The sequence below is a fragment of the Actinomadura chokoriensis genome, assembly GCF_039529475.1.
Taxonomy (GTDB): Bacteria; Actinomycetota; Actinomycetes; order Streptosporangiales; family Streptosporangiaceae; genus Spirillospora; species Spirillospora bangladeshensis.
In genome coordinates this window covers 1-24104 of sequence record NZ_BAAAMW010000003.1, presented here as the reverse complement: position 1 = coordinate 24104, position 24104 = coordinate 1, and the positions used below count along the sequence as shown (strand labels likewise).

The 24104-nt window shown below is 71.1% G+C and carries 17 protein-coding genes and 2 pseudogenes; 10 read left to right on the top strand and 9 right to left on the bottom strand.

What is annotated here, in order from left to right; translation table 11 throughout:
• Positions 1-210: 210 nt before the first annotated feature.
• Both ABFX46_RS08065 and ABFX46_RS08060 read left to right on the top strand, forming a co-directional pair.
• The gene (locus tag ABFX46_RS08065; protein WP_346040719.1) at positions 211-1404 is read left to right on the top strand and encodes a hypothetical protein; all 1194 of its coding nucleotides are present in this window, start codon (positions 211-213) and stop codon (positions 1402-1404) included.
• A gap of 221 nt (positions 1405-1625) precedes the next feature.
• Positions 1626-3044, top strand: a complete 1419-nt coding sequence (locus ABFX46_RS08060; protein WP_346040718.1) for a sensor histidine kinase — start codon at positions 1626-1628, stop codon at positions 3042-3044.
• Positions 3045-3077: 33 nt separating this feature from the next.
• On the opposite strand, the gene ABFX46_RS08055 is transcribed toward ABFX46_RS08060, so the two are convergent.
• A complete protein-coding gene (locus tag ABFX46_RS08055; protein ID WP_346040717.1) occupies positions 3078-3434 on the bottom strand; it encodes a response regulator transcription factor in 357 nt (118 codons plus the stop codon).
• 53 nt (positions 3435-3487) lie between these two features.
• Here ABFX46_RS08055 and ABFX46_RS08050 point away from each other — a divergent pair, with 53 nt between their 5' ends.
• Positions 3488-4231, top strand: a complete 744-nt coding sequence (locus tag ABFX46_RS08050; protein ID WP_346040716.1) for a response regulator transcription factor — start codon at positions 3488-3490, stop codon at positions 4229-4231.
• On the opposite strand, the gene ABFX46_RS08045 is transcribed toward ABFX46_RS08050, so the two are convergent.
• Complete coding sequence (locus ABFX46_RS08045) at positions 4158-4964, bottom strand: hypothetical protein (RefSeq protein ID WP_346040715.1); 807 nt, start codon at positions 4962-4964, stop codon at positions 4158-4160. The two genes, ABFX46_RS08050 and ABFX46_RS08045, sit on opposite strands and share 74 nt — an antisense overlap.
• A gap of 713 nt (positions 4965-5677) precedes the next feature.
• On the opposite strand from ABFX46_RS08045, the gene ABFX46_RS08040 reads away from it, so the two are divergent.
• From ABFX46_RS08040 to ABFX46_RS08030, 3 genes are all read left to right on the top strand, one after another.
• Positions 5678-6574 carry a sigma-70 family RNA polymerase sigma factor gene (locus tag ABFX46_RS08040; RefSeq protein ID WP_346040714.1) on the top strand — a complete coding sequence of 299 codons (897 nt, stop codon included), beginning with the start codon at positions 5678-5680 and terminating at the stop codon, positions 6572-6574.
• 233 nt (positions 6575-6807) lie between these two features.
• Positions 6808-8175 carry a CpaE/TadZ family protein gene (locus tag ABFX46_RS08035; RefSeq protein ID WP_346040713.1) on the top strand — a complete coding sequence of 456 codons (1368 nt, stop codon included), beginning with the start codon at positions 6808-6810 and terminating at the stop codon, positions 8173-8175.
• Positions 8176-8216: 41 nt separating this feature from the next.
• On the top strand, positions 8217-9374 hold the full coding sequence (locus tag ABFX46_RS08030; RefSeq protein ID WP_346040712.1) for a hypothetical protein: 1158 nt from the start codon (positions 8217-8219) through the stop codon (positions 9372-9374).
• A gap of 16 nt (positions 9375-9390) precedes the next feature.
• On the opposite strand, the gene ABFX46_RS08025 is transcribed toward ABFX46_RS08030, so the two are convergent.
• Positions 9391-9858: a hypothetical protein gene (locus ABFX46_RS08025; protein WP_346040711.1), complete on the bottom strand. Its 468-nt coding sequence runs from the start codon at positions 9856-9858 to the stop codon at positions 9391-9393.
• 605 nt (positions 9859-10463) lie between these two features.
• On the opposite strand from ABFX46_RS08025, the gene ABFX46_RS08020 reads away from it, so the two are divergent.
• The gene (locus ABFX46_RS08020; RefSeq protein WP_346040710.1) at positions 10464-12383 is read left to right on the top strand and encodes a protein kinase domain-containing protein; all 1920 of its coding nucleotides are present in this window, start codon (positions 10464-10466) and stop codon (positions 12381-12383) included.
• A gap of 26 nt (positions 12384-12409) precedes the next feature.
• On the opposite strand, the gene ABFX46_RS08015 is transcribed toward ABFX46_RS08020, so the two are convergent.
• From ABFX46_RS08015 to ABFX46_RS07995, 5 genes are all read right to left on the bottom strand, one after another.
• A complete protein-coding gene (locus ABFX46_RS08015) occupies positions 12410-14563 on the bottom strand; it encodes a transglutaminase TgpA family protein (RefSeq protein WP_346041412.1) in 2154 nt (717 codons plus the stop codon).
• On the bottom strand, positions 14560-15759 hold the full coding sequence (locus tag ABFX46_RS08010) for a DUF58 domain-containing protein (protein WP_346040709.1): 1200 nt from the start codon (positions 15757-15759) through the stop codon (positions 14560-14562). The genes ABFX46_RS08015 and ABFX46_RS08010 overlap by 4 nt, the downstream gene beginning before the upstream one ends.
• A 5-nt stretch (positions 15760-15764) precedes the next feature.
• The gene (locus ABFX46_RS08005; protein WP_346040708.1) at positions 15765-16745 is read right to left on the bottom strand and encodes an AAA family ATPase; all 981 of its coding nucleotides are present in this window, start codon (positions 16743-16745) and stop codon (positions 15765-15767) included.
• A gap of 225 nt (positions 16746-16970) precedes the next feature.
• Positions 16971-19010 carry a fibronectin type III domain-containing protein gene (locus ABFX46_RS08000; protein ID WP_346040707.1) on the bottom strand — a complete coding sequence of 680 codons (2040 nt, stop codon included), beginning with the start codon at positions 19008-19010 and terminating at the stop codon, positions 16971-16973.
• Between the two features lie 503 nt (positions 19011-19513).
• Positions 19514-20353 (bottom strand): right-handed parallel beta-helix repeat-containing protein, encoded by an 840-nt coding sequence (locus tag ABFX46_RS07995; RefSeq protein WP_346040706.1) that lies wholly within the window; start codon positions 20351-20353, stop codon positions 19514-19516.
• Between the two features lie 254 nt (positions 20354-20607).
• Here ABFX46_RS07995 and ABFX46_RS43440 point away from each other — a divergent pair.
• Positions 20608-21285: pseudogene (locus tag ABFX46_RS43440) on the top strand (AraC family transcriptional regulator); the annotation flags it as partial.
• 191 nt (positions 21286-21476) lie between these two features.
• Here ABFX46_RS43440 and ABFX46_RS43435 read toward each other — a convergent pair.
• A pseudogene (locus tag ABFX46_RS43435) lies at positions 21477-22241 on the bottom strand (MFS transporter); the annotation flags it as partial.
• Between the two features lie 8 nt (positions 22242-22249).
• Here ABFX46_RS43435 and ABFX46_RS07985 point away from each other — a divergent pair.
• Together ABFX46_RS07985 and ABFX46_RS07980 are read left to right on the top strand one after the other, a co-directional pair.
• A complete protein-coding gene (locus ABFX46_RS07985) occupies positions 22250-22522 on the top strand; it encodes a hypothetical protein (RefSeq protein ID WP_346041444.1) in 273 nt (90 codons plus the stop codon).
• A 978-nt stretch (positions 22523-23500) separates the two neighbouring features.
• A complete protein-coding gene (locus ABFX46_RS07980; protein WP_346040705.1) occupies positions 23501-23896 on the top strand; it encodes a transposase in 396 nt (131 codons plus the stop codon).
• The last annotated feature ends 208 nt before the right edge of the window (positions 23897-24104 follow it).

Here is a 24104-nt window from a genome sequence, read left to right as displayed (position 1 = left end):
CCCGCGGTGTTTTCTTCGGGCCATTGCCGATTCCCAGCGGGTCGGCACGGTCCCTGATGCGTGGCGGACGCCGCGCCGCTCCGGCTCAGTCCGGGGCGAACGACAAATCAGAGAAAGAGGTGTCATATGGCGTCACGCCTTATGACCGTCCGTCCCCCAGGTAAAGGGACGACGACAATCCTGACTCTCCGCGAACCGGACGAGGGGGAAGTGCTCAAGCTGGGCACCGGCTGGTACCACCTCCGTGGAATCGACCAGGTCCGGCGCACTGGCAACGAAACCGCGGCCCGGTTCGCCAAGGCGGCGGCCAAGCAGTGCCGGAAGCTCGAGGGCCTGCTGGATTTCCTCCAGGTTCCTGCCGCTCAGGTGCTCGACGAGGCCCTCGTGCGCGTCGACCGCAACTCTCTGCGAGTCTTCGTGGGGTGCAAGGCCGCGAGAGCCGTCCATTTCTGGACGGTGATCGGGAACCTCCCCCCGAGGCGGCTCGAGGAGTTCGACGTGCTGAACACCGTTTCGGGGGGCTGCCTCTGGAGCTCTCAGGGAGTTCAGGTCACCACCGAGGACGACCATCCCTTCGATCTTGTCGGCCGGGCATCCAGTGCCGACCTGCAGACGAAGGTCAAGGAGATCCGGTGCGCCGACGGCCTCACGGGTTACGAGAGGGAGATCACCAGGCGCCTCGATCACAGTCTCGCCGCCCTTGTGCGGGGAGTTCGCGGTTCGGGGCTCCCGGAGCACAAGGTGACCCTGGATACCCCCATGGGGCACTACCTCCTCTACATCTGGGACGGCGCGCAGAAGGGACTCATCCCGCCCCGCCTTCGCGAGTACTGGGCTCTAAGCGTGCTCAATCACAGATCGGTGGTGGTCGAGTACAGTCGGGAACTGCTCAACGAGTTCCTGCGCGGCCGGTCCACCATTACCCAGAGCACGGAGTTGAGTTCGGCGACCGCCCAGATCCTGCAGTGGCTGTTCCAGAAGCATGTCCCTTCGCTGGAGGAGATCGTGAATCTCCTAACGAGGGACCCGGTCTGGCGCCTCCTGTTCGACTCCCTGGGACGTCCCCGGACGGTCCAGGAGGTCAATAGGTACGCGTACTCCGGGGCTATCCTCAGGAGGGCGTTGCCCGACGGTAAGAACAGGAGCTTCGTCTTGGAGGTCGGCGCCGACTCCGAGGGGAAGATCATCGACAACGTGCTGAGGGTGGCCAAGAAGCACCCGAAGAGGCCCTTCCACGCCATGGCGGTGCTGTCGGCGGAGACCTTCATCGCCTTCACCGAGGGAAGGGAGGGCGAGCCGCCCGGGATGTATCACAACGACCCGGGTAATCTTCTCGCCTTTGAAGACGGGAGGAAGATCACGATGGAGGAGCTGCTTCGGCGGCTCTACCCGTCTCTAAGGTGAGGTCATCCCGGTGACCTCGTAGCGTAACGATGCCCTGGTGGGTCGGCGATCGCCGTTCCATCAGGGCACTCTCTTGCGAGGATGCGCCGAGAGAAGATCCTGTTTCGGCGCTCGGTGATAGGTTTCTGGGTGGATGCCCTGCCTGTCGCGCGCGAGAGGGTCCCATGAACCCCACCGGTTCAGGCACGCCACGGCTTCCGCGGGCAATTCTCCTGCCCGCGGTGATCCTGGTCTCGGCGGTACCGCTGGGATACGGGCTGGCCGCCCTGCCGTTCCCGGTGTCGGCGGGTGCGTTGGCGGGGCTGCTGCTGTGCGACGCGCTGGTGCAGCGGAACCGGCGGCGGACCGCGGTCAACGCGGCCCTCACCGCGTTCCTGCCGGCGGGCGCGGGCCTGCTGGTCGCCGCCGCCGCGCTGGCCACCGGCAGCGCCGACGCGGCCCGGGTCGCGGTGCTGGCGATCGCCGCCGTCGTGGTGCACGGGCTCGTGAGCCGGGCGATCACGATCGACTCGCTGGCGGCGGTGTGCTGCGGTGTCGCCTACGCGCTGCTGACGCTGCGCGGCGTGCACACCGGGCAGCTGCTGTGGCTGCCTCTCGCGCTGATCCCGGTCGGTGTGCTGTACCTGCGCGCCTGGCTGTCAAGGCCGCGGCTCGGCTCGATCATCGACCAGTGCGGCGCCGCGATCGTGGCCGTCGACCCGGACGGCCGGATCGTCGTCTGGAACGCGGTGATGGCCGATCTGGTCGGAATGCCCCGGGAACACGCCATCGGCGGTCTCGCCACGGACTTCTTCCGGCTGGTCGCCGAGGACGGTGCCCCCGCGCCCCTGAGCACGGGGCTGCGCACCCAGGCCAGGCTGGCCACGTGCACGGGACGGCTGCTGCGGGTCGAGGTCACCTCCTCCAGCCCCGCGCAGGCAACGGCGTCCGGTGTGCTCACCGCGGTGTTCGTCGACCGGTCCGCGCAGGGCGAAGCCGATCGGACGCGGAACCTGCTGCTGAACTCCGTCCGCCATGAGCTGTTCGGATCGCTCACCACGATCCGCGGGCACGCCCAGCTGCTGGAGGCCGGGGTGACCGGGGCGGGCTCGCCGCAGGCGATACTGGACGCCACCGAGATCATGACCCGGGTCACTGAGGACCTGATCCGCACCGCCGGCACCGGGGCGGCAGCGGCGGTCCCCGCCGCGCGGACGGAGGTCGTCGATGTGCCGCCGCTGCTGCGCCGGACCCTGCGCAGCGTCCCGGCGGTGGCGGCCCGGACCGCGGTCGCGACGCCGCCGGACCTGGCCGTGCTCGGCGACCCCGTCCGGCTCCGGCAGTGCCTGCTGACCGTGTTCACCAACGCCGACAAGTACGCGCCGGACGGAGAGATCGCCATCACCGTGCGCACCCAGGGTGCGCAAGCGGTGATCAGCATCGCCGACAGCGGTCCCGGCCTCTCGCCGGGCGAGCGCCGCCGGGCCCTGGAGCCGTATTACCGGTCGCCCGCGACCCGGTCCCGCCCAGGTTCGGGGATGGGGCTGCACATCGCCAACGTGACGATGCGGGCCATGCGGGGCGGGATACGGCTCACCGCCGCGCCGTCGGGCGGGCTCGAAGTCGTCCTGTGGCTGCCGCTGGCCGCCGAACCTCGTTGATGGCGCGCCGCCCCCGCCCGAGCGGGGCGCCGGTCAGGGCGTGCGCAGGGCGGACAGCGCGGCGCGAAGGTCGGCGAGGTCGAACGGCTTGGCCAGGACGTGGGTGGCGCCCCCGCCGTAGGCGTCCACCGGAGCCCGGTCCGCGCTGATCATGAGAACCGGCAGCCGCGCCGTCCGCGGATCGGTGCGCACCTGGGCCAGCAGGTCGGCGCCGTCCATGTCCGGCAGCATGCGATCAAGGATCAGCAGCTCGGGCGGCGGAGGAAGCGCGAGGCGAGACCGACCCGCAGCGCCGTCCGCGGCCACGCTCACCTCGTGCCCGTCCATCACGAGAACCGTGCGCAGCAGTCCGGCGACTCCCACGTCATCGTCCACGATGAGCACTCGCATGGCGGCAGAACCTACCAGGACCGCCGCCCGGCGAACACGGATACGATCTGTTTGTGGCACGTGTCCTGATAGTTGACGATGATCCGAGATTCGTCAGGGCGATCGTGCGGCTGCTGCGCGGACGCAAATACGAAGTGGAGTCAGTGCACAACGGCGAGTCGGCCCTTCATGCGCTGCGCCGGGGCAACTTCGATGTCGCTCTGCTGGACGTCAACCTCCCCGACATCGACGGGCTGTCCCTGCTCCACCAGCTGCGCGACGAGGGCAACCGCACGCCGGTCATCCTGCTGACCGTGCACGGTCGGGCGCATGAGCAGGCGCTCGGCCTGCGGCTGGGCGGCGACGACTACATCCCGAAGCCATTCGACGCGGAGGTGCTGGTGGCCCGCATCCAGGCGTTGCTGCGGCGCACAGCGGGCGGCGGTCCGTCCTTCGGCCCGCCCACCGGCCCGGCCGAGCGGCCCCCGGGCGCCCGCGGCGACGTGCTGGAGTTGCCTGCGGTCCGGATCGACTTCACCGCCCGGCAGGTCTTCAAGGACGGTGCGGCCGTCAGGCTCGCCCCCATGGAGTACGCGGTGCTGGAATTTCTGGCAGTCAACCGCGGCCGGGCGGTCGCCAAGGAGGAGATCATGCTGCACGTGTGGGGGACCGAGCGGCGGACCTCACGGACGCTCGCCGAGCACATCTCCCGGCTGCGCCGCAAACTGGGCGACGACGTGATCGTCACGCAGACGGGGTTCGGGTATCTGATCCCGGCGGCTCCGACCTCGCTGGACTCCGCAACCACAACTCCGTGACCAGGGCATCCTCGCCCTCCAGCCGGCACCACATCTGCTCGCCGCGGGCCTGCATCGCGGCGCGCCAGCGGGCCACCCCCAGGTCGGGGCCGACCTGGTCGCCGTCGCGGCACGGCCAGGGCAGCCCGATCCGGCCGCGGATCTCCTCCAGGGCGGCCCGGCCGATACCCCCGGAGACCGAACGCACCGTGTGGACCGCGAAACCGTCCCGCTGCCGGACCGAGACCCGCTGGTGCAGCGGCGTGCCCATGAGCGCCTGGTGGGTTCGGGCGGTGTCCCGCACGATCCGGTCGGCGGTGCTCTCGCCGCACCCATCCTCTCCGAGGTCGATGCACACGTCGAAGAGCCCACGGATCGCCGAGCCGAGCAGCTCGGCATCGTCGGCCGAGTCGGCGCCGTCCTCGCCGCCGGATCCCTCGGCGGAGTGCTCCGACAGCAGCCCGGCCGCCACCGACGCGATGGTCAGCTCACCCGCCACCCGATGGGCGAGCCCTCGGGTGAACCGCTCGTGCCAGCCCGCCAGCCCCCCGCCACCGGAATCGTCGAGGAGCACCGCGACGGCCCGGCCCAGCGGGATCGCGGTGAACCGGCCGTGGGTGAACGGCAATTGCCACGTGAGCGCCTGCCCGGCCGCCACGAGCGCTTCCCCGCTGAGGCGCGGCGTGCCGCCCCGCACGTCTTCGACATCGCGCGGCTGGGTTCCGCCTCGGGCGCGCACGATCAGCGGCGGCATCGGCAACGGCCGTAACCCCTCAGACGGCCCGTGCGGCGGCCCGGTCGGCCACGGCCTGACCCGGCGCCGCCCGCAGCTCGGTGCCGCCCAGGACGGTGACACGGCCACTCTCGCCGGTGCGCAGCTCGTCGACGAACCCGGACAGGACGTGGCAAGGGGCGGCCGCGCGTCCATGGCGGGGTCGTAGACGGCGCAGCGGAACCAGTCGGCCCCGCTGGACTCGATGCTGGCGGTCACCGTCGTCCCGACCAGCGGGGACTCGCGCCCGAGCTCGCTCTAAAACCCTTCGCACCGGTGATCCTTCCATCCGCGCGGGTGCACTGCGTGCCCTGGCCGCTGCCCGCATCCTACGTACGTACGGTGCCGCTGACCTAGAGAGTCCGCTCCGCCGCGGGAACAGCAACGTCGTATCTGAACGCCCCGCGTCCGCGCATGTCACCGGCCGCGCACAGCGCCGTCACCAGCACTGCAACACGAGCACACCGATCGTTCAACATCGTGTCAACGCCTCTGCGGCGCGGCTGTTGCCCCCAGCACTGGAGCGCAGCGGCGCATACCCCTGCTGACCTTGGAGGGAGTCGCCCCGGGCGAATGCCGACGCGGTGCCCGGACACGCCCGCGGCGGTCGCCGCAGCCCTTCAACACCTCCGGCTCGGCAAGACGGTTCCCCGCGGACAGGCCATGCTGTCCGGAGGCAAAGAACGGAGGGCACGATGGACCGTATCTCCCGGCCGGTCAGCGGGCGGCCTGACGTCATGGGGTTCCACGACCGCAACGACCGGCTGTTCGCCCGGCGCCGGGAACTCCTGGAGCGGATCGATCGGCTGCGCGAGCGCGCCGCCACCGGCGAGTCCGGTGCGCTGCCGGAACTGGCGCTGCGCCGGGCCGAGCGCGAACTCGACGAGGTGACCGCGAAGCTCGTGCAGGGGAACTACGGCCTGGTGCGGCATTACGTCGCACTGTTCACCTCCAAGTCCTATGAACACTGTGAGGACTTCGAGAGCGCCGGCAAGGTCGGGTTGCTGTGGGCCATCTCGACCTACGACCCGGCCCGCGGCTCGTTCGCGAGTTGGGCGTTCAAGCCGATCCAGCGGGAGATCCTGCGCGCGGTCCGCGACGCCGACCACCCGAACCTCAACCCGGGCGACTTCGAGAAGCGCCCGATCATCCTCGCGGCCGAGCGCGCCCTGCTGGACGAGGCCGGCGTGGACGCCGCCCCGGACTTCGCCGCGATCGCCGAACGCGCCGGGGTGTCGGTCGCCCAGGTCCGGCGGGTGCTGGCGCCGCCGTGGCTCGACAGCATGCACGCGGGCGGCGCGGCACCGGACGAACAGGACGACTCTCGGGAGGAGTGGGTAGCCGACCCCGTCCCGTCCATTGAAGAGCAGGTCCTGCTCCAGTTCCAGTTGCGGGCCATCCGACACGAGGGGTTGCCTGCCCTCGATTCGCGTGAACGGTATGTCCTGACGCGACGGTTCGGCCTGGACGGCTGGCCGGAGCAGCCGTTCCGCGTCATCGGGGAGCAGCTCGGGCTGTCCCGGGAGGGGGTACGGCAGATCCACAACAAGGCTCTGACCAAACTGCACCAGCGCCTCAACGACGCGGTGTGAGACGCTGCGGGACGAGCCGACCGCTGCGCCGTCGAGGCGAACATCGCCGGGGCCGCCCAGCTGGTGCCCGATGCCGCTCCCCCGCTTCCGCGGTCCTCGGGGTGTTCAACGGCGACAGTGCCAGGGCGCGATACATCCACACCTCGCCATGGTGGCCGCAGCCGCCCTTGCCCACACAGTCGCAGCAGAGACCAACCGCCTGCACCGGTTGGCGGACAATCTGGGGACCAGAGATGGCAACTACGCCGAACCTCGTCGTGGCGGGGGCTCCGAGCGTCGCGGAGAAGCTGCGTGAGACCGGGAAGTTCACCGCCGTGTTCGACGCCGCCTCGGCGGCCGAACTTCGCACACTGTCCAGAAGCGGCCGGGTCGGCCAACCGGCCGCGTTCATGTTCGCGCCCGGGTTCAAAGAGGACCTTCCGGGCGCCGATGTGAGCGTGCTGGCCAACGGGCTGGCGGGCAACGGCTTCACCGTGCTGGTCCACGACCATTTCAAGCAACGGGGCGAGGTGTTCGACTCCGGGGTGTGCATCACCGGCAGCCGAGTGCGGCTGTCGGAACTGCTGACCATGCTCGGCGTCGCCCGCGAACCGGACGGGACGACGGCGGCCGAGCCCCCCGCGGTGCACCCGGCGGCCACGCCTCATGTCGCGAGCGCGGCCACGCCGTCCAGGCCCGCCCTCTCGCTTGCGGGACCGGCGCGACGACCGATGGAGGCCGAGACGCCGGAATCCGCCGGCCACCGCGGGCAGGTCATCGCCGTCACCGCGGCCAAGGGCGGGGTCGGCAAGACCAGCATGACGGTGAATCTGGCCGTGTACGCGGCCCGTCTGCTGCAGGCCGTGGGAAGGGCTGGCACTGTGGCCCTGGTGGACACCAATTTCCAGCAGGCCGACGTCGGGCGCTATCTGAGCCTGGACTCCCCGACGATTCTCGACGTGTTCCAGAACCCCGGGGCCCTGCACCCGCAAGCCCTGCGCGGCCACATGGCGCGCATCGCCGAGATAGACCTCTACGCGCTGCTCGGGCCGCCCGACATCGTGACCGCCGACCCGGCCGTGATCAACGCGACGCTGTACCAGCGGATCATCGCGGCGCTGCGGAACGCGTTCGACTTCGTGTTCGTCGACACGCCGGTGGCGGAGCTCTACCACACGACCTTCACCGAACTGGTCCTGCCACAGGCCGACGCGATACTCGTTCCGGTCGAGCCCAACCGGGTGACGCTGGAGGCCGCCCAGGCCTGGCTGCGGGCGATCACATTGCCGCAGCACACCCGGGACGGGGGCGTGGATCCGCGAAGGCTGTCGCTGGTGCTCAACCGGGCCCGCGGCGACGTGGACTGCGGCCCGGAGGACGTGATGGACCTGCTGCCCGGCTGGCGGTTCGTCGGGGTGGTCCCCGACGACGAGGAGTGGATGCAGGCGGTGAACAACCACCAGTTGGTCGGCATGCAGGTCGGCCCCGGACTGGCCGAGACGTTCCGCGAGATCCTCCAGGCCGTGACCGGCGAGACCGCGTTCGGCACGGCGACGCTCACCCCGCCGGGGAACGGCCGCGCGAATCTGTGGAAGAAGGTGCTCGGACTCAGCCGGGTCTGATCAGCACCGCCGACGAATCTCTCAGCGAAGGACCGACCATCATGGCAAGTGATCAGAGCTCCGATCAGGGCATGGACTTCTGGGCGTCCATCGGCGTCACCGAGGCGGACGGGGGCGGGCCGGCCCCCGAGCCGCGTCAGGCGCCGCAGGATGAACGGGTGGCCGCCAGGCGGAGCGCCTCCCGGACCAAGGCGCCCAGACCACCCAAGGCGCGCAGGGAGGCCGGCGAGGTCGGGGAAGCGGGAAAGGCAGGGGAGACCAGGAAATTCACGGAGGCCGGGGCGGCCGCCCCCGCCGCGAACGGCGTGCCCGCGGCGAACGGCGTGCCGCCGAAACCGACGTCCGTCCGGTCGGCGCCGCGGACGGCGCAGTGGCCGACCCCTCCCACGGCCGAGCCCGCTCCGTCCCCCCCGTCCTGGGATGCCGCCGAGCGGCTGCACGACTCGCTGCGCGGGCAGTTCACTGCGTGGCCGGCCGACGTCGTCGACGGGCCGCGGCGGGCGGCCGCGCTGAAAGCGCTGACCGGGCCGGCTCGGGGAGACGGAGGTCTGGCCGCCCAGGTGCACGACCTGCTGAACGGATGGCATCTCCTGGGGGAGCAGTGGCGCGACCCGGAGGTGGAGGAGATCCACATCCGGGGCACAGAGGTCATGATCTGCGGTCCGTTCGGCGTTCGGGAGATTCCCGGTTTCCCGAGCACCGGTGCCGCAAGACGGGCCGTCGACGCGGTCATCGGCTCCTTGGACGAGGTGGGCGCCGTGTTCACCGAGTCCGGCGGCTCCATCATCGTGAGCCGCCAGTACGTCGGGCCCACGGACGCGGCCGCGCTCGTCGCGGCCGGCGTCGCCGCCCCCCAGCAGATCTCCGAGGTCGAGCGGGCGCTGCGGAACATGGACGTCGTGACGCTGACAGGGCCGGCGGCTCCGGTCGTCCTGCGGGCCCTCGCTTCGCTCATCCCGCCGTGTAGCCGGATATTCATGGGCCCGTTCGCGGTGCTGCCCCAGGGGTGCGTCGCGGCGCCGAGCCCGCTGTGCGCCGACTACGCCGTCGGGGTCCGCCCGGGTGGGGAGACGGAGGAGATGGCGGCGGCCGGGCAACTCGGCGCCTTGATCGCCAACCCGCGGACGCCGTTCACCACCGGCGTCCGGTTCGCCGTCTCCGGTCGATTTGCGGCGCTCGGCAAGCTCACCGCTCGTTGACCGGGCGACGCGCCGGTCAGTCCCGCTCCCGGATCTCCAGTCGGCGCGCACGTGCCGCCGCCGCCAGCAGCGGACCCATGAGGCGGGTCGCAGGCGTCCGGCGTGCGGTCCCCGGCATGTCGTCCAGTTCGGTGAGCGGCCGCACACCGGCCGCGTCGTGCAACTCGAACCCGCGGACGGGATTCACCCACACCGTGCCCTTCTCGGTCTCCAGCACTGGGACCGACCGCTCTGCCGGGGCGGCGGCCAGTTCCCCCAGCGACCACCCGTGGCGCCGGGTGGCGTCCGCGAACGCGGCGACCTGCTCCAGCTCACGCCGCAGCCGCGGCATCTGGCCGGCGTCGAACGCGGCCGGGCGGGTGCCGAGCGCGGTGGCGTGGCCGCCGCCCAGCCGACCGGCGATCTCCGCGACCAGGTCGAGTACGCTGCGATGCAGGACGCCGACGTCCTGGTCGTCGACGGTGAGCACCAGCAAACCCAGCATCCCAGCCGGCTCGTCCGGCCCGTCCTGTGCTGGTCGCGATTCAGACAATGGCGCTTTCTCCACCTCGGTGGCAGTCTCGTTCGGACCCTAGTGCGGCACCAGGCAGCCGGCGGCCTCAAGGGTCAGCCTGTTCATGTCTCTCCGCTGTCGTGGTCCGTCCCCGGGGATCGGATGCTTACCATCCTGCCCCGAGGCGATCCGCATCCGCGCGATTCGCCGCTTGCCGAATCGGTGCGCCCCCGAACGGTCATGGCCATGGATTCGGTGCCGAACCCGCCTACCCTCCGGCCTGGCTTACGCCATGACCGGCGACTGGCCGACGGTCAGTGAAGGCAGGGGGACGGGAAGGGCGCCGCGCTGGACCTGCTGAACACCCGGATCCCCGCAAGAAGATGGGCCGCGCGCTGCGACCACCGACCTGCCCGGGTTGACGGCCATGCCCCGCTCGGCTGGGAGACGGCCGATACGCCGGTCTGATCTGCTCACCCTCCAGCGGCACAGATGAGGAGCGAACGAAGTCGTATTCTAGGGCGGTATGTCGGGCCGCGTCGCGATTTCCTGAAGGGCTCCAGAAACAGGGAAGCGAGAGAGGAGGAGTCTCTGACATGTCGAGCATGAAGGATGACGACGTCGTCACCCGCTTGGTTTCCGGTTATGACTTGCTTTCTGTGCTGCGTCGGGGCCAAACCGCCGTTGTTTACCGTGCGTTGCGGGACGGCACCGACGCGCCGGCGGCTCTCAAGGTGCTCCGGCGAAACCGATCGGGATCGGCCGCTCCGGTGGACGACGAGCAATGGGCCGTCACCCTCGGCCTCGGCGCACACTCGCACATCGTCGAGCTCTACGACGCGGGCATCACCACGACAGGCCGGCCCTATGTGGCGATGCAGTACTGTCCCGACGGGTCCTACGCCGACATCATGGCCGCCCGCGGACCGCTGCCGGTGAGTGAGGTCGTCCAGATGGGTACCGCGGTCGCGGCGGCGCTGACGGCGGCGCATGAGGCGGGCCTGGTGCACAGGGCTGTGACACCGGGCAACATACTGCGCGGCGAGGCCGGGGCCCTGCTGGCCGATTTCCCCGTGTGCCGCGCGCCGGAGGAGTTCTCGGACGCGCTGGGCGTCCGCGTGATCCGTCACGTTGCGCCCGAGATCCTGGAGGGATCCGCTCCGTCGCCGTCGTCCGACATCTATGCTCTCGCCTCCACCATGTGGACCCTGCTGGCCGGTTATTCACCTTTCGCAGACCCCGGTGGCGCAGAGCCCGACGTCGTCATCTACCGGGAACGGGCATTGCGGGACCCAGTGCCGATGATCCGGCGCGGCGACGTGCCGGACGCGTTCCAGAACGTCCTGTCGAGGGCCATGGCCCAGGACCCCGACCACCGGTTCGGCGACGGAGAGGAGTTCGCCCTGGCGCTGTCGGCGGCCGCGTGGTCGGCTGCGGCGGAACCGGCGCAAGCCGTCCTGCCCGGACCGGGGGCGACGGTGGGATGGGGCTTCTTCGAGGTGGCGCACCCCGAAGCGGAGTCCGCCGAACCGGCGCCTCCCGAACCGGCGCCCGAGCCCGGGGAGCCCTGGCTGGACGAGGAGTGGCTGACGTTTCCGGACCGGCACGCGCCGGATCCCGACCCGGACGGTGAGCCGCGGCCGCCGGAACGCCGTCCCGAACTCCTCATCGACGTGGACGAGGCGACCGTGCCGGAACCGGGCGAGGACGAGGACGATCGGGCCCAGTCGGCCGCGCCGGCTGCCGACGACGTCTCCCCGGTCCCCGCGTCCCAGCCTTTCACGGTGTCCGAGCCTCCGCAGTCCCCGGCGCCCGCGCCCCGGCCCCGCACATCGTCCGAGACCCCGCTCTTCCCGGCTTCCGGTCCGCAGCCGTTCGGCACGCCGGAGGAGGCTGCGGAGCCCGGCCCCCAGCCGTTCGGCACGTCCGAGACCCCGGAGCCCCAGGCCCCCGCGTTCTGGCCCCTCGCGGTGGAGGCGCCGCCCGAGCCCGATCACGTCCCCCTGCGGCACCATGAGGACGACGTCCCGCCCGGGCACCGCCTCCCGCCCGTCGGGCCCGCCCCTTCCCGGAGCCGCCACTCGGCGTACGCCTCCGCCGCGATCGGCGGAGCGGTGCTCGGTTTGATCCTTTACGCCGTCCTCGGGCTGCGCGGGGGGACGGCCCCGACCGATGGCGCGGCCAACATGTCCACGAAGACGGGTGCCTCGCCGAGCACGATGGTCACACCGCGTAAGGCGGGAGGCCACACCCCGCGGCAAGTCCGAATCGTCGACCGCCAGATCCTGGTGACGCTGACGTGGGAGGACGCCAGTGACGGCAGGGCCGCCCACTATGTGGTGGGAGGCCCCAGGGGGCGGACGCCCACCAGGTTGGCCGAGGCGGCGGCCGGTACCTCGAAGGTAGAGATCAGTGGGCTGAATCCGACCGTGGACTACTGCTTCGCCGTGGTCGCGGTCCTCACGATCGACCAGGTCGCCGCCACCAAGCCCGTCTGCACCGCGCGCGTCTCCTGACCTCTCGCGTCATCAGGCGGCCGCGGTCACCAGAACAGGGGACGAGGGTCGAGCCACCACAGCAGTCTGCGCAGCGGCGGCTGTGATGTGCGCAGCGTCCGGGAATAGGCGCGGGTGAGGTCGGTCGCCGCCGCCGCGTCCCCCGGACCGGCCGCCGGCCGCGGCCCGAAGCCGGCGGCGTTCACCTGCCCGGCGAGCCACTCCAACTCGGGATACCGGGCCGCGATGTCCCGAGCGGTGTAGGCCGCCGGGACGGGCCGTCCCGCCAGGCGAAGCGCGTCCAGCGCCTCCGCCCAGGCGCCCAGGATCCGCTCCGCGGCCGCACCTCGCCGCAGCCGTCTGCGGGTTCGGCGCCAGCGCAGCAGCGGCACGACGAGCACTGGCGACACGAGGATTCCCATTCCGGCGACCATGAGAATCGGCGCCCACAACCGGGTACCGCCATCGCCGCCCCGGGTGCCGTGTCCTGAGACGCCCGGTGCGGTCGGCTGCCCGGTCGAAGGCCGTGGGGACGGTCGACTGCTCGGCCTCGCGCTCGGTAGGGCCCCCTCGGGAGCGGCCCGCGAACCGGTGGTAGTCTGCCTGCCCGGGATGACGTCGAACGGCACCCAACCGACGTCCTTGAAGTAGATCTCACCCCAGGCGACCGCGTCCCCGGTGTGGATCCACCGGTGGCCGGAGCCGTCGGGCCTCCCCTCCTCGAATCCCACGACCACCCGGCTGGGCAGCCCGGCGACGCGTGCCAGGACGGCGAACGCGCTCGCGAACTGGTCGGCGGTGCCCGCCCCCCGCCGCCCCCCGCCCGGGGCAACCAGGAACGAGGCGAGGTTGGCGTATCCGTGGCCGCCCCGGGCCCGGACATCGAGAACGTAGTGGTTGCGCAGGTACTCGGCCAGCCGCGCCGCCTTGTGGTACGGGGCGCCCCTTCCGGCGACGAGCACAGCCAGGTCCCTGATGCGCGCGGGCGGCTCCGTGGTCAGCTCCCGATAGATCTCGAACGCCGGGTCGGTGGGCACCAGAGCGTCGGCCAGATCGGCTGACCGCCAGTCCGGCACCTCACCGGAGACCGTGTACCGGCACCCGGCGCTTTGCCCGCCGCGTGTCACCAGCGTGCCCGAGTTCGGGTCGTAGGCCACTGCGAGGCCCTGCACGCTGCGCGGGTACCCGGCGGTCGGCAGCCAGGGGCCGGGCATGTCCCCCACGGTGATGCTCGCGGTGTGCGCGGTGGCGCGCCGGGGCACCGGCTTCGGCGCCGGAAGCCGGGCGCCGGCCGGGCGGTAGGCCGCCTCGGGCAGCCAGGTCTGTCCGGTGAACTCCGCCAGCGTCACCCACCGGAGCTCGACGGGCCGGTCGGCGCGTACCCGCAGCAGCCGCTCGTTCGGCCACCGCCCCCAGGCCGGCAGGTAGCTCAGCGGGTTGACCGCCTCCTGCGAGGCCGTGGGCGGCCGTGCCGCCGACCGGGGATCGGGGGGGCGCCGCGACCAGTCCGCCATGATCGGCGGCCCGGCGAGCGCGACCAGCGCGGCGAGCGCGGCGGCCGAGGCCAGCGTCCGCATGACCGCGCGATTGCCGGGAAGCCTGAGCCGAGCACCGCCGGAGCCTGCGGGTGCCACGGTGCCCAGCAGCACCGCGGCGGAGGCGGCCAGGACGGCCACGGCGCCATAGCCCGGCCTGTCGGTCGGGCCGGCCAGCACCACCGCACCGGTCAGCAGGCCCACCGGGGGCAGTAGCGCGGTCAGCGGACGGGCCCCGCGCAACGCCGACGCCGACGCCGCACCGGCCAGCCACGTCGCCAGCAGAGGGAGCGTGAGGGTGTCCACGGTCGTCGGAGCCGGAGAAGTCGTCGTCAGGATGCGGGCGCCCGAATGCAGCAACGCGTCGGCCGCCCCGGGGATCACCCCCGGAACCGGCCCCGGCCGCCATGCCGCCACTGCCGTCACGCAGACCAGGGGCACCAGCAGCCCGCACAGAAGAGCACCAGCGGTGGACAGACGCGCAGTCAGACCCGCTGCGACGGCCACCGACAGCGCCGCCGCACATCCGAGCAGTGCGAGCACCGGTGCCGGCTCGTCGTAGCCGGGGGCGAACACCAGCGCCGAGGCGCCCACCGCCGCGATCAGCGACGTGTGCGCCGCGACGGTGCCGCCGCGGCCTCCCTGCACACCGGCGCCGGCCCTCATCGCCACTCGCGCACCCTGTCCCAGCGCCGGGCCAGGTCCCCGGCATCGGTGGCCCCCAGGACGAGCAGCCCCGGCACGGCGACATCGCGAGGGGTGCCGATCAAACCCGCGATGAGAGCGGAATAGCAGCTGCGCAGCTCTCCCAGCACCACCAGGTCCGCCGCCTCGGCGGCGGCGCTGATCAGGATGACGACGTCTGCGGCCGGGCGCAGCCGCAGCAGCCGGCACGCGGTGATCAGCTCGGGATGCGCGGAGCCCGCGGTGGCGGGCGGGCCCGCAGACGACTCGTCTCGGTCGCCCGGGCGGACGGGAGCGGCCGTCGCCGGTGTCATCTCGGCGAGCAGGTCGAGCATCGCGGTGGGGCCGGTCCTCCCGTCGGCGCGGCGCCCCCCGATCAGCTGAAGCTCGATGCCGAGCCCGGCCCGGCACGCCGCGACGAGGACCGACGCGGCGGCGGCTGCCACTTCGTCCAGCTTGCCGCGGCCGGTCACCCGCCGGTCCACCAGGACGACGATCCGGGGCCGCGAGGTGTCGACGTGCTCGCGCGTCATGAGCCGCCCCTGCCGCGCGGAGCTGCGCCAGTGCACCCGTCGCAGGTCGTCGCCCGGGACGTACTCCCGCAACCCATGGAAGGTCAGGCCGTCCGAGCCGGCGGCGTCCCGCCGCCCATCGGGGTCGGCGACCGCGCCGTTCGGGACCGCGCACATCGGGTGCACGGGCGGGTGCACGAGCACCCGCGTGGTCTCGCCGTGGCGGCGGACGCTGGTCGCCAAGCCCAGCGCGTCGATGCGACCGGCCTCCAGCGGGCCGATGTCGAACACGCCCCGGCGGTCGGCGCGCAATTCGTAGCCGACCCGGGCAGGGAGCGTCCGCAGTTCCGGCAGCGGCCGCCGGACGGGGCCGTCCGGACCGTCGACCCAATCCGCGGCCACCAGCACGCGGCGTGGCCTGAGGCCGCGCGTCTCGGCGGAGACATCGAGCGTCACCGTGATCATGTCGCCCTCACGCACCCGGGCGTCGGTCACCAGGCGCCGAACCCGGAACCGGGCGGGCCAGCCCGCCTGCACGATTCCGGCTGCGACGGCGAGCAGGGCCACGGCGCCGAGCAGCGCCAGCTCCCCATAGCCGAGGAGCAGGCCCACCGCCAGCAGGGCCACGCCGCTTCCGGCCACCAGCAGTCCCCGTTGGGTCGGCATGGCGTTCAGACGCGCTCGGCGGCCGCGTACGCCGCTCCGGGCTGCGGTGCTGGCGTCGCCTCCAGAATCTGGTCCAGCAGGGCTTCGCCGGTCAGATCACGCAGCGCCGCGTCGGAGGTCAGCACCAGCCGGTGCGCCAGCACCGGCCCGGCCAGCGTCTTGACGTCCTCGGGGAGCACGAACGGCCGCCCGTCGACGAGAGCATGTGCCTGCGCGGCGCGGATCAACGCGACCGTGGCGCGCGGGGACGCGCCCAGCCGCAGGCCGGGATGCGCCCGGGTCGCCTGCGCGATCTTGAGCACGTAGTCGTACACCGAGTCGTGGACGTACACCCGCTCGGCCAACTCGCCCATCAGGGAGATCCCCTTGGCGTTGGTCACCGGCTCCACCTCGTCCGCGGAGCGCCGCGCCGCGCCGCGCATCAGCGCCAGCTCCACGGCCGCGTCGGGATAGCCCAGTGACAGACGCACCATGAAGCGGTCGAGTTGCGCCTCGGGCAGCCGGTAGGTGCCGTCCATCTCCACCGGGTTCTGCGTCGCCACGACCAGGAACGGCCTCGGCACAGGGTGCCGCGTGCCGTCTACGGTGACGTGCCGCTCCTCCATCACCTCCAGCAGCGCGGACTGAGTCTTGGGGGACGCGCGGTTGATCTCGTCGGCGATCAGCACATTGGCGAACACCGGACCGGGATGGAACTCGAACTTGCCGGACGCCTGGTCGAAGACGGTGACGCCGGTGACGTCGGCGGGCAGCAGGTCGGGGGTGAACTGGATTCGCCGCCACGTACCGCTCATCATCGCGGCGATAGCGCGGGCCAGGGTCGTCTTGCCCACTCCGGGCACGTCCTCAAAGAGGATGTGCCCTTCGTTGAACAGCGCGGTGAGCGCCAATCGCACGACGTTCGGCTTACCGAGGACGACCGTTTCGATGGCGGTCGCGATCCGATCTGCCTCGTCGGATGCGATGGCTGCCTCGTTCGGATTCAACGGTTTGAAAGTGTCGTTCACTGATTTCCAACTCTGGCGTTCAAATCGTCCTGCTGCTCGCGGGGGCGTCCAATGTCGTTCCGATGACCGGCCGGCCCGCCGTCATGTGCCGTCCGGGCACGGTGGGGCCGTCCGGGGTCACCCGGGCCCGCCACCGTAGGATGGCGGGCCGATCGCCGCCGTCGACCATCGATCAGGTGCTGCGGACGGTGGCGCGGGCTCTGCTCAGTCGACCGGGGTCACGATGACGACGGGTGGGGGACTGCCGGGGGTAGGGGCCGGGGTTGGAGCCGGTGGAGTCCCGGGCTCGGGGATGATGACGTCGACGGTTTCGGGGTTGCGGGTTTCGGGGCTGTCGGTGCCGGGTCCGGGGGTACCGGGTCCGGGAGTGCGAGAGCCTCCGGGCCGGGGGGTGCTCGGTGCGGAGATCCGTACGCTGTTGCTCGGGGCACTGGCGCCGCTGCTGGCTCCGGAGCCGGTACGGGCGACGACGGTGAACGTCCAGGACCCCTCGGGCATGTCACTGATCGTCATCCGCACCGTGGGCCGCCCGTCGATGTAGACGACCGGTGAGGTACCCCAGGTGCGTGTGGGGTAGCCCGCGCCGCCCGCTCGGTTGGTCGCGGTGATGACGTACTGGTCCGCCCCGGTGACCTGGTCCCAGCGCAGTTCGACAGAACCGTCCGCCTGTACCTTCGCGCTGACCCCGGTTGGGGGGTCGGGGCGTGCCGCCGCCGGTGCGACCTGCTCTGACTGGGCGAATGGGCCGGCCCCGAAGCTGTTGAACGCGGTCACCCGGAAGCGGTACGCACGGCCGTTGGTCAACCCTGTGACCGTGGTATTCAGCAGGCCGCCGGTTACCGTGCGCTCACCGCCGTTCCACGTCACCCGGTAGCCGTCGACGGGATCGTCCGGCGAGTATGCCGCCTCCCACGACAGCGCGACCTGCCTGTCACCGGCCAACGCGGTCACAGGCACCGGCGCCCCTGGGGGCTCACCGACCTTCGGTGCCGGGGGCGCGGGGGGCGTCTCCGGCCCGGGCCCGGACGAGTGCGGCGGTCCGGAGGGCGACTGCGCCGGTCCTGGGGGCGACTGCACCAGTCCGGACGGCGACTGCGGCGGCGAGGAGGGAGTGTTGCGATCGTCGGGCGGCTCGGGGGCGCTACTCTTTTTCCCCTCGCCACCGATGGTGGACGGCCCCTCCGCCTTGTCGACGAGCCTGACCTGATGCCGCGGTGTGACGGCGGCGGCGCCGCCGCCGTCGGGATCGTTGATGAACAGGTTGGTGCCATGAACCTGCAGTTCCAGGTCGGCGCCGCCGCGGCTGCCGGCACCGGGGATGGTAATTACGCTCACCTGGGCGCCGCCGGGCTTGTACACCCGCACTCGCCGTCCCTCGGCGTCGGGTACGTAGAGCCGTCCGGAGAAGGGCACCGCCGGGCTCTGGACCCGGCTGTGCACCGACGTCTTCTGCGCCTTGCTGCCGCCGGTCAGCACATTGTCGATCGTCACTACGGCACGCGCGGTCGGCACGGTGACGGCGGCGAGCGGCCCCTCCGTGCGATCGGGCGCGGTCGCATCGGTCAGCGTCACAGGTGAGGTGATCACACGGGTGTCCTCCCCGTCCACCACGACCAGCCGGCCGCCCTTGCGGTCGGCCGCCAACGCGCCCTTGTCGAGCACGGTGAATGCCAGATCACTACCAGGCCTGGCGACCGGCACCGTGTGGGTCACCTTCGGTACGTCCCCGCTCAGGCGGACGCCGATGGCCGTCCCCTGCCCCGGTGAGGCGAACCACAGCTCCCCCTTGGCGTCGAACTCCCCGCCGACCAGCGGGCCGGGCAGGCGCAGCCCGCGCCCCGCCGGTTGCAGGGTGGCCGGGTCGAGCTTGCGGATCTCCCCGTTCGCCCGGTCGATGAGGAGAGCGTTCTCGTCGTTGAGGGCGATATGGAAGCTGCTCCGCGTGCCCACGTCCAGTCGGCCGGAGAAGCCCAGGGATGTCAGATCCACCGAGGTGACCTGGCCGGTGGCGAGGTCACGCAGGATCAGATACCGGTCGTTCTGCGAGACGGCCACCCGGTGTCCGCGTGAGTCCGCCACGGGTTGGCGCAGATCGACCTGGCCGGTCTGCGCGTTGACCCGGCTGACCTGTGCCTTATCGCTGCTCCACAGCCAGCTGCCGCCCTCGAAGACCTCGGCGGCTCGGCCGAGGGCACCGACCCCGAACACGGTCCCCAGCAATGCGAGCGCCAGCACCCCCGCCATGCCCCCCGACAGACTGCTGCGGATGCCGAGTCTGACTGCGACGAGTCGATCCCTCACGGTGGTCCTTCCGAATCGCCGGTCCCGTCACCACGTCGGGCTCGCGAAACCGACCATCGGTGTTCATGATGCAGCCCTTGCCCCGGCGGACGACCTGAACAAGATGAGGTTACCTGAGCAACACAGATACGTTCATGTACGCCTGATAACATTTTTCCGGAATGACTCACCATGGTCGGTCGACCACTTTCTGTGTCGTTCCGGAAAAACTACTGGAGAGTATTGTCGGCCGGGGGAGTCCCCCGAGACGGGCCGCGTCTGCCTGCGCGCGGGCTTGCCGCCTGCAGGGAACTCGGCAACGTCCATGCAGGCGGTCTACGAGGAGGCCACCTGCATGGACGTGGGCCCCCGGCGGCCTGCTACCGGGGCTCCTGGGAGCTGCCCGGCGCCGGAATTCCACCGGCAGGCGGCGACGGGCTCATTGACTGGCCCGGTCGCCGGGAGGGTCAGATTTTGCGGTTGCCGCCGCCGTCCTTGACGCCTGCCGGGCTGCAGGTGCCCCATTCCAACCCCACCGTGCCCCCGGACCTGCCCCCGGACAGGACCTTGACCTGGTTGGGCGTGTTGAAACGGTACTTGTTGTTCTTGAGGACGTTGCCCGTGCTGCACTCCTCCATGCCGTACGGCGGGAGCATGCCCCACTCGCTGAGCAGCGCGTACCTGCCCGAGTTAATGAACGTGTTGCGCTCGACGGTGTTGTTGTGGGCGGCGTCGCGGAGGCGGACCGGGTCACCGGTGACGTCGAGGAACTTGTTGTTCTCGACGAGGGAGTCAGACGTCCGGACTAGGTAGACGCCGTGCATCCTTCCGGCGTTGGTGAGGTTGGTGAACGTGTTCCCGGTAACCGTGATGTCAGTGGAGTCCTTGACGTGGACGCCCGCCCAGGCCTTGGGGCCGGTCATGTTCTTGAAGGTGTTTCCGGAGATGGTGATGTTGTCGGAGTTCTTGATGAAAATGCCATTCTGGTAATCTTTGAACGTCCGGCCGCTGATCTCTACGCCGCTCTCGTTGTAGAGGCAAATCCGGTAGACTCCCTTCTCGGCGCCTCTGCACTCGTAGTCGGGGGCCGGGTCGGTGGGCTCGGCCGGGTCGGTGGGCTCAGGGTCGCCGGGAACGAAGGCGATCAAGTCGTTGGTGGGATCGGGGTCGTCGGCGGTGAAGCCGAGAGCGAAGACGAGAATGTTGTCGGTGGGATCGGGGTCGGCGGCGGCGGAGCCGGGAACGAGGAAGATCGCGCCACCGGCGAGAGCGGCGGCGGTCGTGGTGGCCAAGAGGAATCGGCGCATCGGGTCCGTCCTGGGATCGAGGGGGCGCAGATGGTCTTCGGAGCAACTGAGCTTTGCTCTCCGATCTCACTGTCCTTCGCCGGGTAGCTTTGGCAACGGCGGAGTTGGTGGACGTGTGCTGCCTACCGGGACGCCATCCGGGACGCGCGGGAATAGGCCGTCGTCTTGTAGCTGCTTCAGCTCACGTGGCGAACATCGTGGATGTCTCACGGGTAGACGACGTCGGCACCTCCTCGCCGGAATCGGCGTGGGAGATGTCGCGGATGGACCATGTCCGGCTGCCGGCGGGCGCGGTGCTCACCGAACCGCCGGGGCCGCTGTGGGCATTGGTGTTGGAGGGCGAGTTCACGCTTGAAGTGGCGTTCGAGGCGCAGACGCTCGCCGAGGGGGACGCCGTCCTCATCGACGCCCGCACCGCTCACCGGCTCACCGCGTCGGAGCGGCATGAAGAGTCCACGTTGGTTGTAGCAGACCTGCGCATGGCCGTCCCGGTCCGTCGGCTGTCCAGCCCGCTGGTGGTCCGCGGCTTCGGCACCCGGCATGCCGGCGTCATGGCGCTCGTCACGCAGTGCCCGCTCGAACGTGCGTGCCGACCGACCCTGTTCGCCGCCAGCTACGGCAACCTGATCGGCGCGGCGATGACCACCTCTTGGCAGGAGGACAAGGGCGGCGACGCCGGACCTCCCGACGAGGCCGTCACCGCGGTGGTGGCCGCCGTGACCGCCCGCCCGGCCGATCCCTGGACCGTCGAGGGGATGGCCCGCCTGGTCCACCTGTCTCGTTCCGCCCTGGGCGAGCGGTTCCGCCGCGCACTCGGCTGCGGACCCGCGGAGGTGCTCCGGCAGATCCGGATGCGGGAGGCGCGCCAGTTGCTCGCCGACCCCTCGCGTCCGGTGGAGTACATTGCGTCCGCCGTCGGGTACGGCTCCGCCGCTGCCTTCAGCCGGGCGTTCTCGTCCCACCACGGTGTCGCGCCGCAGGTCTGGCGGGAGCCGTCACCCGCGCGGGACGCGCAGCGTAGCGAAAAGCAGCCCGGCCGCCGCGGCCAACCCCGTGCCGAGCAGGAAGGCCGCTTGCACGCCGCGTCCAGGAGCGCGCCTCCTGACGCCGACCCGAGCGTGATCGCCACCTGGAACGCGGTGACCTGCAACGACAGGGCCGACTCGGCACGCTCGGGCTCGACGCGGGTCACCCAGAGCTGGGTGGCGACCAGGACCATGTTGAAGGCCAGGCCCCACATGACGACCCCCGCGGCCAGCACCGGCAGGGACGGCGCGGTCGCGGTGACCAGCAGGCCGCCGGCCAGCAGCAGCGGGGCCGCGGCGATCACAGCGCGCAGCCGTCCCGCGAGCCGCCCGGCGGTGAGGTTGCCCGCCAACCCGCCAATGCCCCAGGCCAGCAGCAGCCATACCGTGGCGCCCGCGTCGATGTCCTCGATCGCGACCCGGATGTAGGGGTAGGCGGCGAAGTTGCCGAACGCGACAAGGACCACGCCCAGCACCCCGGCCATCAGCCACCGGTTGGCGAGCGCCGCCCGCAGCATCGCCAGTCCGGCGGCCGGGTGAGGGGGAACCGGCGGCAACGTCAGGGCCACGGCGAGGGCGGCGACAATGCCGAGGGCCGCCGCGACGCCGAACACCAACCGCCAGCCGACCGCGTCCCCGAGCAGAGAGGCCAACGGGACGCCGGCGATCGTCGCGAGGGTGACGCCCAGCGCGATGGACGTTGAGACCACGCTGTCGCGTCCCGGCACGGCGCGGGTTCCGGCGCCGAACGCGAACGACCAGTATCCGGAGAGGGCGATGCCGAGGATGAGCCGGCCGATGAGCAGGACGGCGAAACCGGGGGCGACCGCCACCGCCAGATTCGAGACGGCCGCCGCGACCAGCAGGGACCGTGCGCCGGTCGGTCCGCGGCAGCAGCACCGCGATGCTGGGGGCGGTGATCGCGCCCGCGACCGCGGTCGCCGCGACCGCCAGACCGGCGGTGCCCTCGCTGACCCCGAGGTCGCTGGCCATCGTGGGCAGCACGCTCGCCGGCAGAAACTCGCTACCGACGAGAACCGCGATCCCAGCAGCGAGCGCGATGATCGGTGACCAGTTCGTCGCGTCGCCGGACCGTGCTGGGGACTCGGGCTGCGGAAAGTCGCTGGACGGCGGCGAGGACTGAGGCGTTGACATGCCCTCCAGCCTCGCCTCCTCCGCGGCGCCGCAGTTGATCGCGTGACGCGCACAGTTGACCGTCTGACCGGTCTGTGACCGGCCAGGCTCTCGGTGGAGTCGTGGTCGCCGCGGGGGGGATGACGATGGTGCGGTCGTGCCCTGCGGTTGCGAAGATGTCCGAGCCGAGACGCCAGATCACGGCCTCACGAATGTGGCTGCTGGGAATCCGTTCGCCGGAGATGGCACCAGGTGAGCTTTCGTCCAGTCTCCACAGGCCGATCGTGCGGTCGCTGAAGCAGGAGAGCAGCATCGTGTGGCCTTCAATGCCGGTCCAGGCGTAGAGGTGGGCGGCGTCGTCCAGCGGCGTCCGGGCTCAACCGTTCGGGCCGGCTCCGAAGCCGTATGCGGCGCTCGCGAACGTGGTACTGGGGCAATGCAAGACTCGTGGGTACACGTTGGTCGGCTCTGGACCAACGGCGAACCGGGGTCTCGCGCTCGACGCCGCTCTTCGTGAGGCCTGGCACGGCTCCAGCGACGACGAGTTCGACCGGATCGTCGAACTCGGCCCGCAGGAAACCAGCACCCTCGTCGGCGGCGAACGAGCAGCCCTCGTCGGCGGCGCCGGGGGGTCGTCCGCGACGACAGTTGGATCGAGGTCTTCCAGGCGGCGAGCGGCACCGTCGCCATCGTGCAGGCCTCCGGTGGAGACTATTCGGAAGCGCTGGCCAGAGCGCTTGAGTACCCGACTGCACAGGACGAAGACGGAGACACACTGAACGTGCGCAGTGGCGCGCTTGCCATCTTCAGTGCCGCGGTCGATGGTGCCGGTCCGCATTCCGTACCCCTGCTCGCGGCTCAACCCGGACCAGCGCTGGCCGTCCACGGCCCGCCGTCTCGCGGTATGGACCCGTGTCAACGACGAGCAGTTCGCGGTGCTCAGGATCCTGATGGACTCCCGCCGGTCCCTAGGCGAGGACCACACCGTATGGTCTCCCAGCTGTATCAGCAGCTGCTGGAGCTCATCCCCGGCGGGGCCAAGAAGAGCCTGTCGGCCGCCCAAGCCAAGGCCCTGCTCGCCAAAGTCCGTCCCCCCGCCGCCGTCGGCAAGGCGCGACGCCGGGTCGCTGCGGAACTGATCGGCGACCTGGAACCCATCTACCGGCGTTCCAAGGACGCCGACAAGGAACTGAAGGAACTGGTCGCAGCCACCGACACCACCCTGATGGATTTGCACGGTATCGGTCCCTCAGGCGCGGCACGCCTGCTGGTCGAGGTCGGCGACATCGCCCGGTTCCCCAGCCGGGCGAATTTTGCCTCCTGGAACGGCGCGGCCCCGATTGACACGTCCTTCGGCTACCAGGTTCGGCACCGGCTGTCGTGAGCCGGCAACCGGCAGATCAATCGGGTCCTGCACATCATGGCCACCGTCCAACTCCGCAACCCCACTCAGGGGCGGGCCTCCTAGCCTCGGGCTTTCACCGGGCGGCGGGTCGGGAGTGACCGTTTAGACAAGAAAAGTGCCCCCGAGCTGGGAGGATAGGGCTTGTCGAGAGTCTTGTCCGCACCAGTCCGAAAGCACTTTTCACGTG

Bases quoted from the DNA above. Each gene is read 5' to 3' on its own strand.
- ABFX46_RS08055 (WP_346040717.1), bottom strand. From the start codon at position 3,434: ATGCGAGTGCTCATCGTGGACGATGACGTGGGAGTCGCCGGACTGCTG.
- ABFX46_RS08045 (WP_346040715.1), bottom strand. From the start codon at position 4,964: ATGCCGCCGCTGATCGTGCGCGCCCGAGGCGGAACCCAGCCGCGCGAT.
- ABFX46_RS08040 (WP_346040714.1), top strand. From the start codon at position 5,678: ATGGACCGTATCTCCCGGCCGGTCAGCGGGCGGCCTGACGTCATGGGG.
- ABFX46_RS08035 (WP_346040713.1), top strand. From the start codon at position 6,808: ATGGCAACTACGCCGAACCTCGTCGTGGCGGGGGCTCCGAGCGTCGCG.
- ABFX46_RS08030 (WP_346040712.1), top strand. From the start codon at position 8,217: ATGGCAAGTGATCAGAGCTCCGATCAGGGCATGGACTTCTGGGCGTCC.
- ABFX46_RS08025 (WP_346040711.1), bottom strand. From the start codon at position 9,858: ATGCTGGGTTTGCTGGTGCTCACCGTCGACGACCAGGACGTCGGCGTC.
- ABFX46_RS08020 (WP_346040710.1), top strand. From the start codon at position 10,464: ATGTCGAGCATGAAGGATGACGACGTCGTCACCCGCTTGGTTTCCGGT.
- ABFX46_RS08015 (WP_346041412.1), bottom strand. From the start codon at position 14,563: ATGAGGGCCGGCGCCGGTGTGCAGGGAGGCCGCGGCGGCACCGTCGCG.
- ABFX46_RS08010 (WP_346040709.1), bottom strand. From the start codon at position 15,759: ATGCCGACCCAACGGGGACTGCTGGTGGCCGGAAGCGGCGTGGCCCTG.
- ABFX46_RS08000 (WP_346040707.1), bottom strand. From the start codon at position 19,010: ATGGCGGGGGTGCTGGCGCTCGCATTGCTGGGGACCGTGTTCGGGGTC.
- ABFX46_RS07995 (WP_346040706.1), bottom strand. From the start codon at position 20,353: ATGCGCCGATTCCTCTTGGCCACCACGACCGCCGCCGCTCTCGCCGGT.
- ABFX46_RS07980 (WP_346040705.1), top strand. From the start codon at position 23,501: ATGGTCTCCCAGCTGTATCAGCAGCTGCTGGAGCTCATCCCCGGCGGG.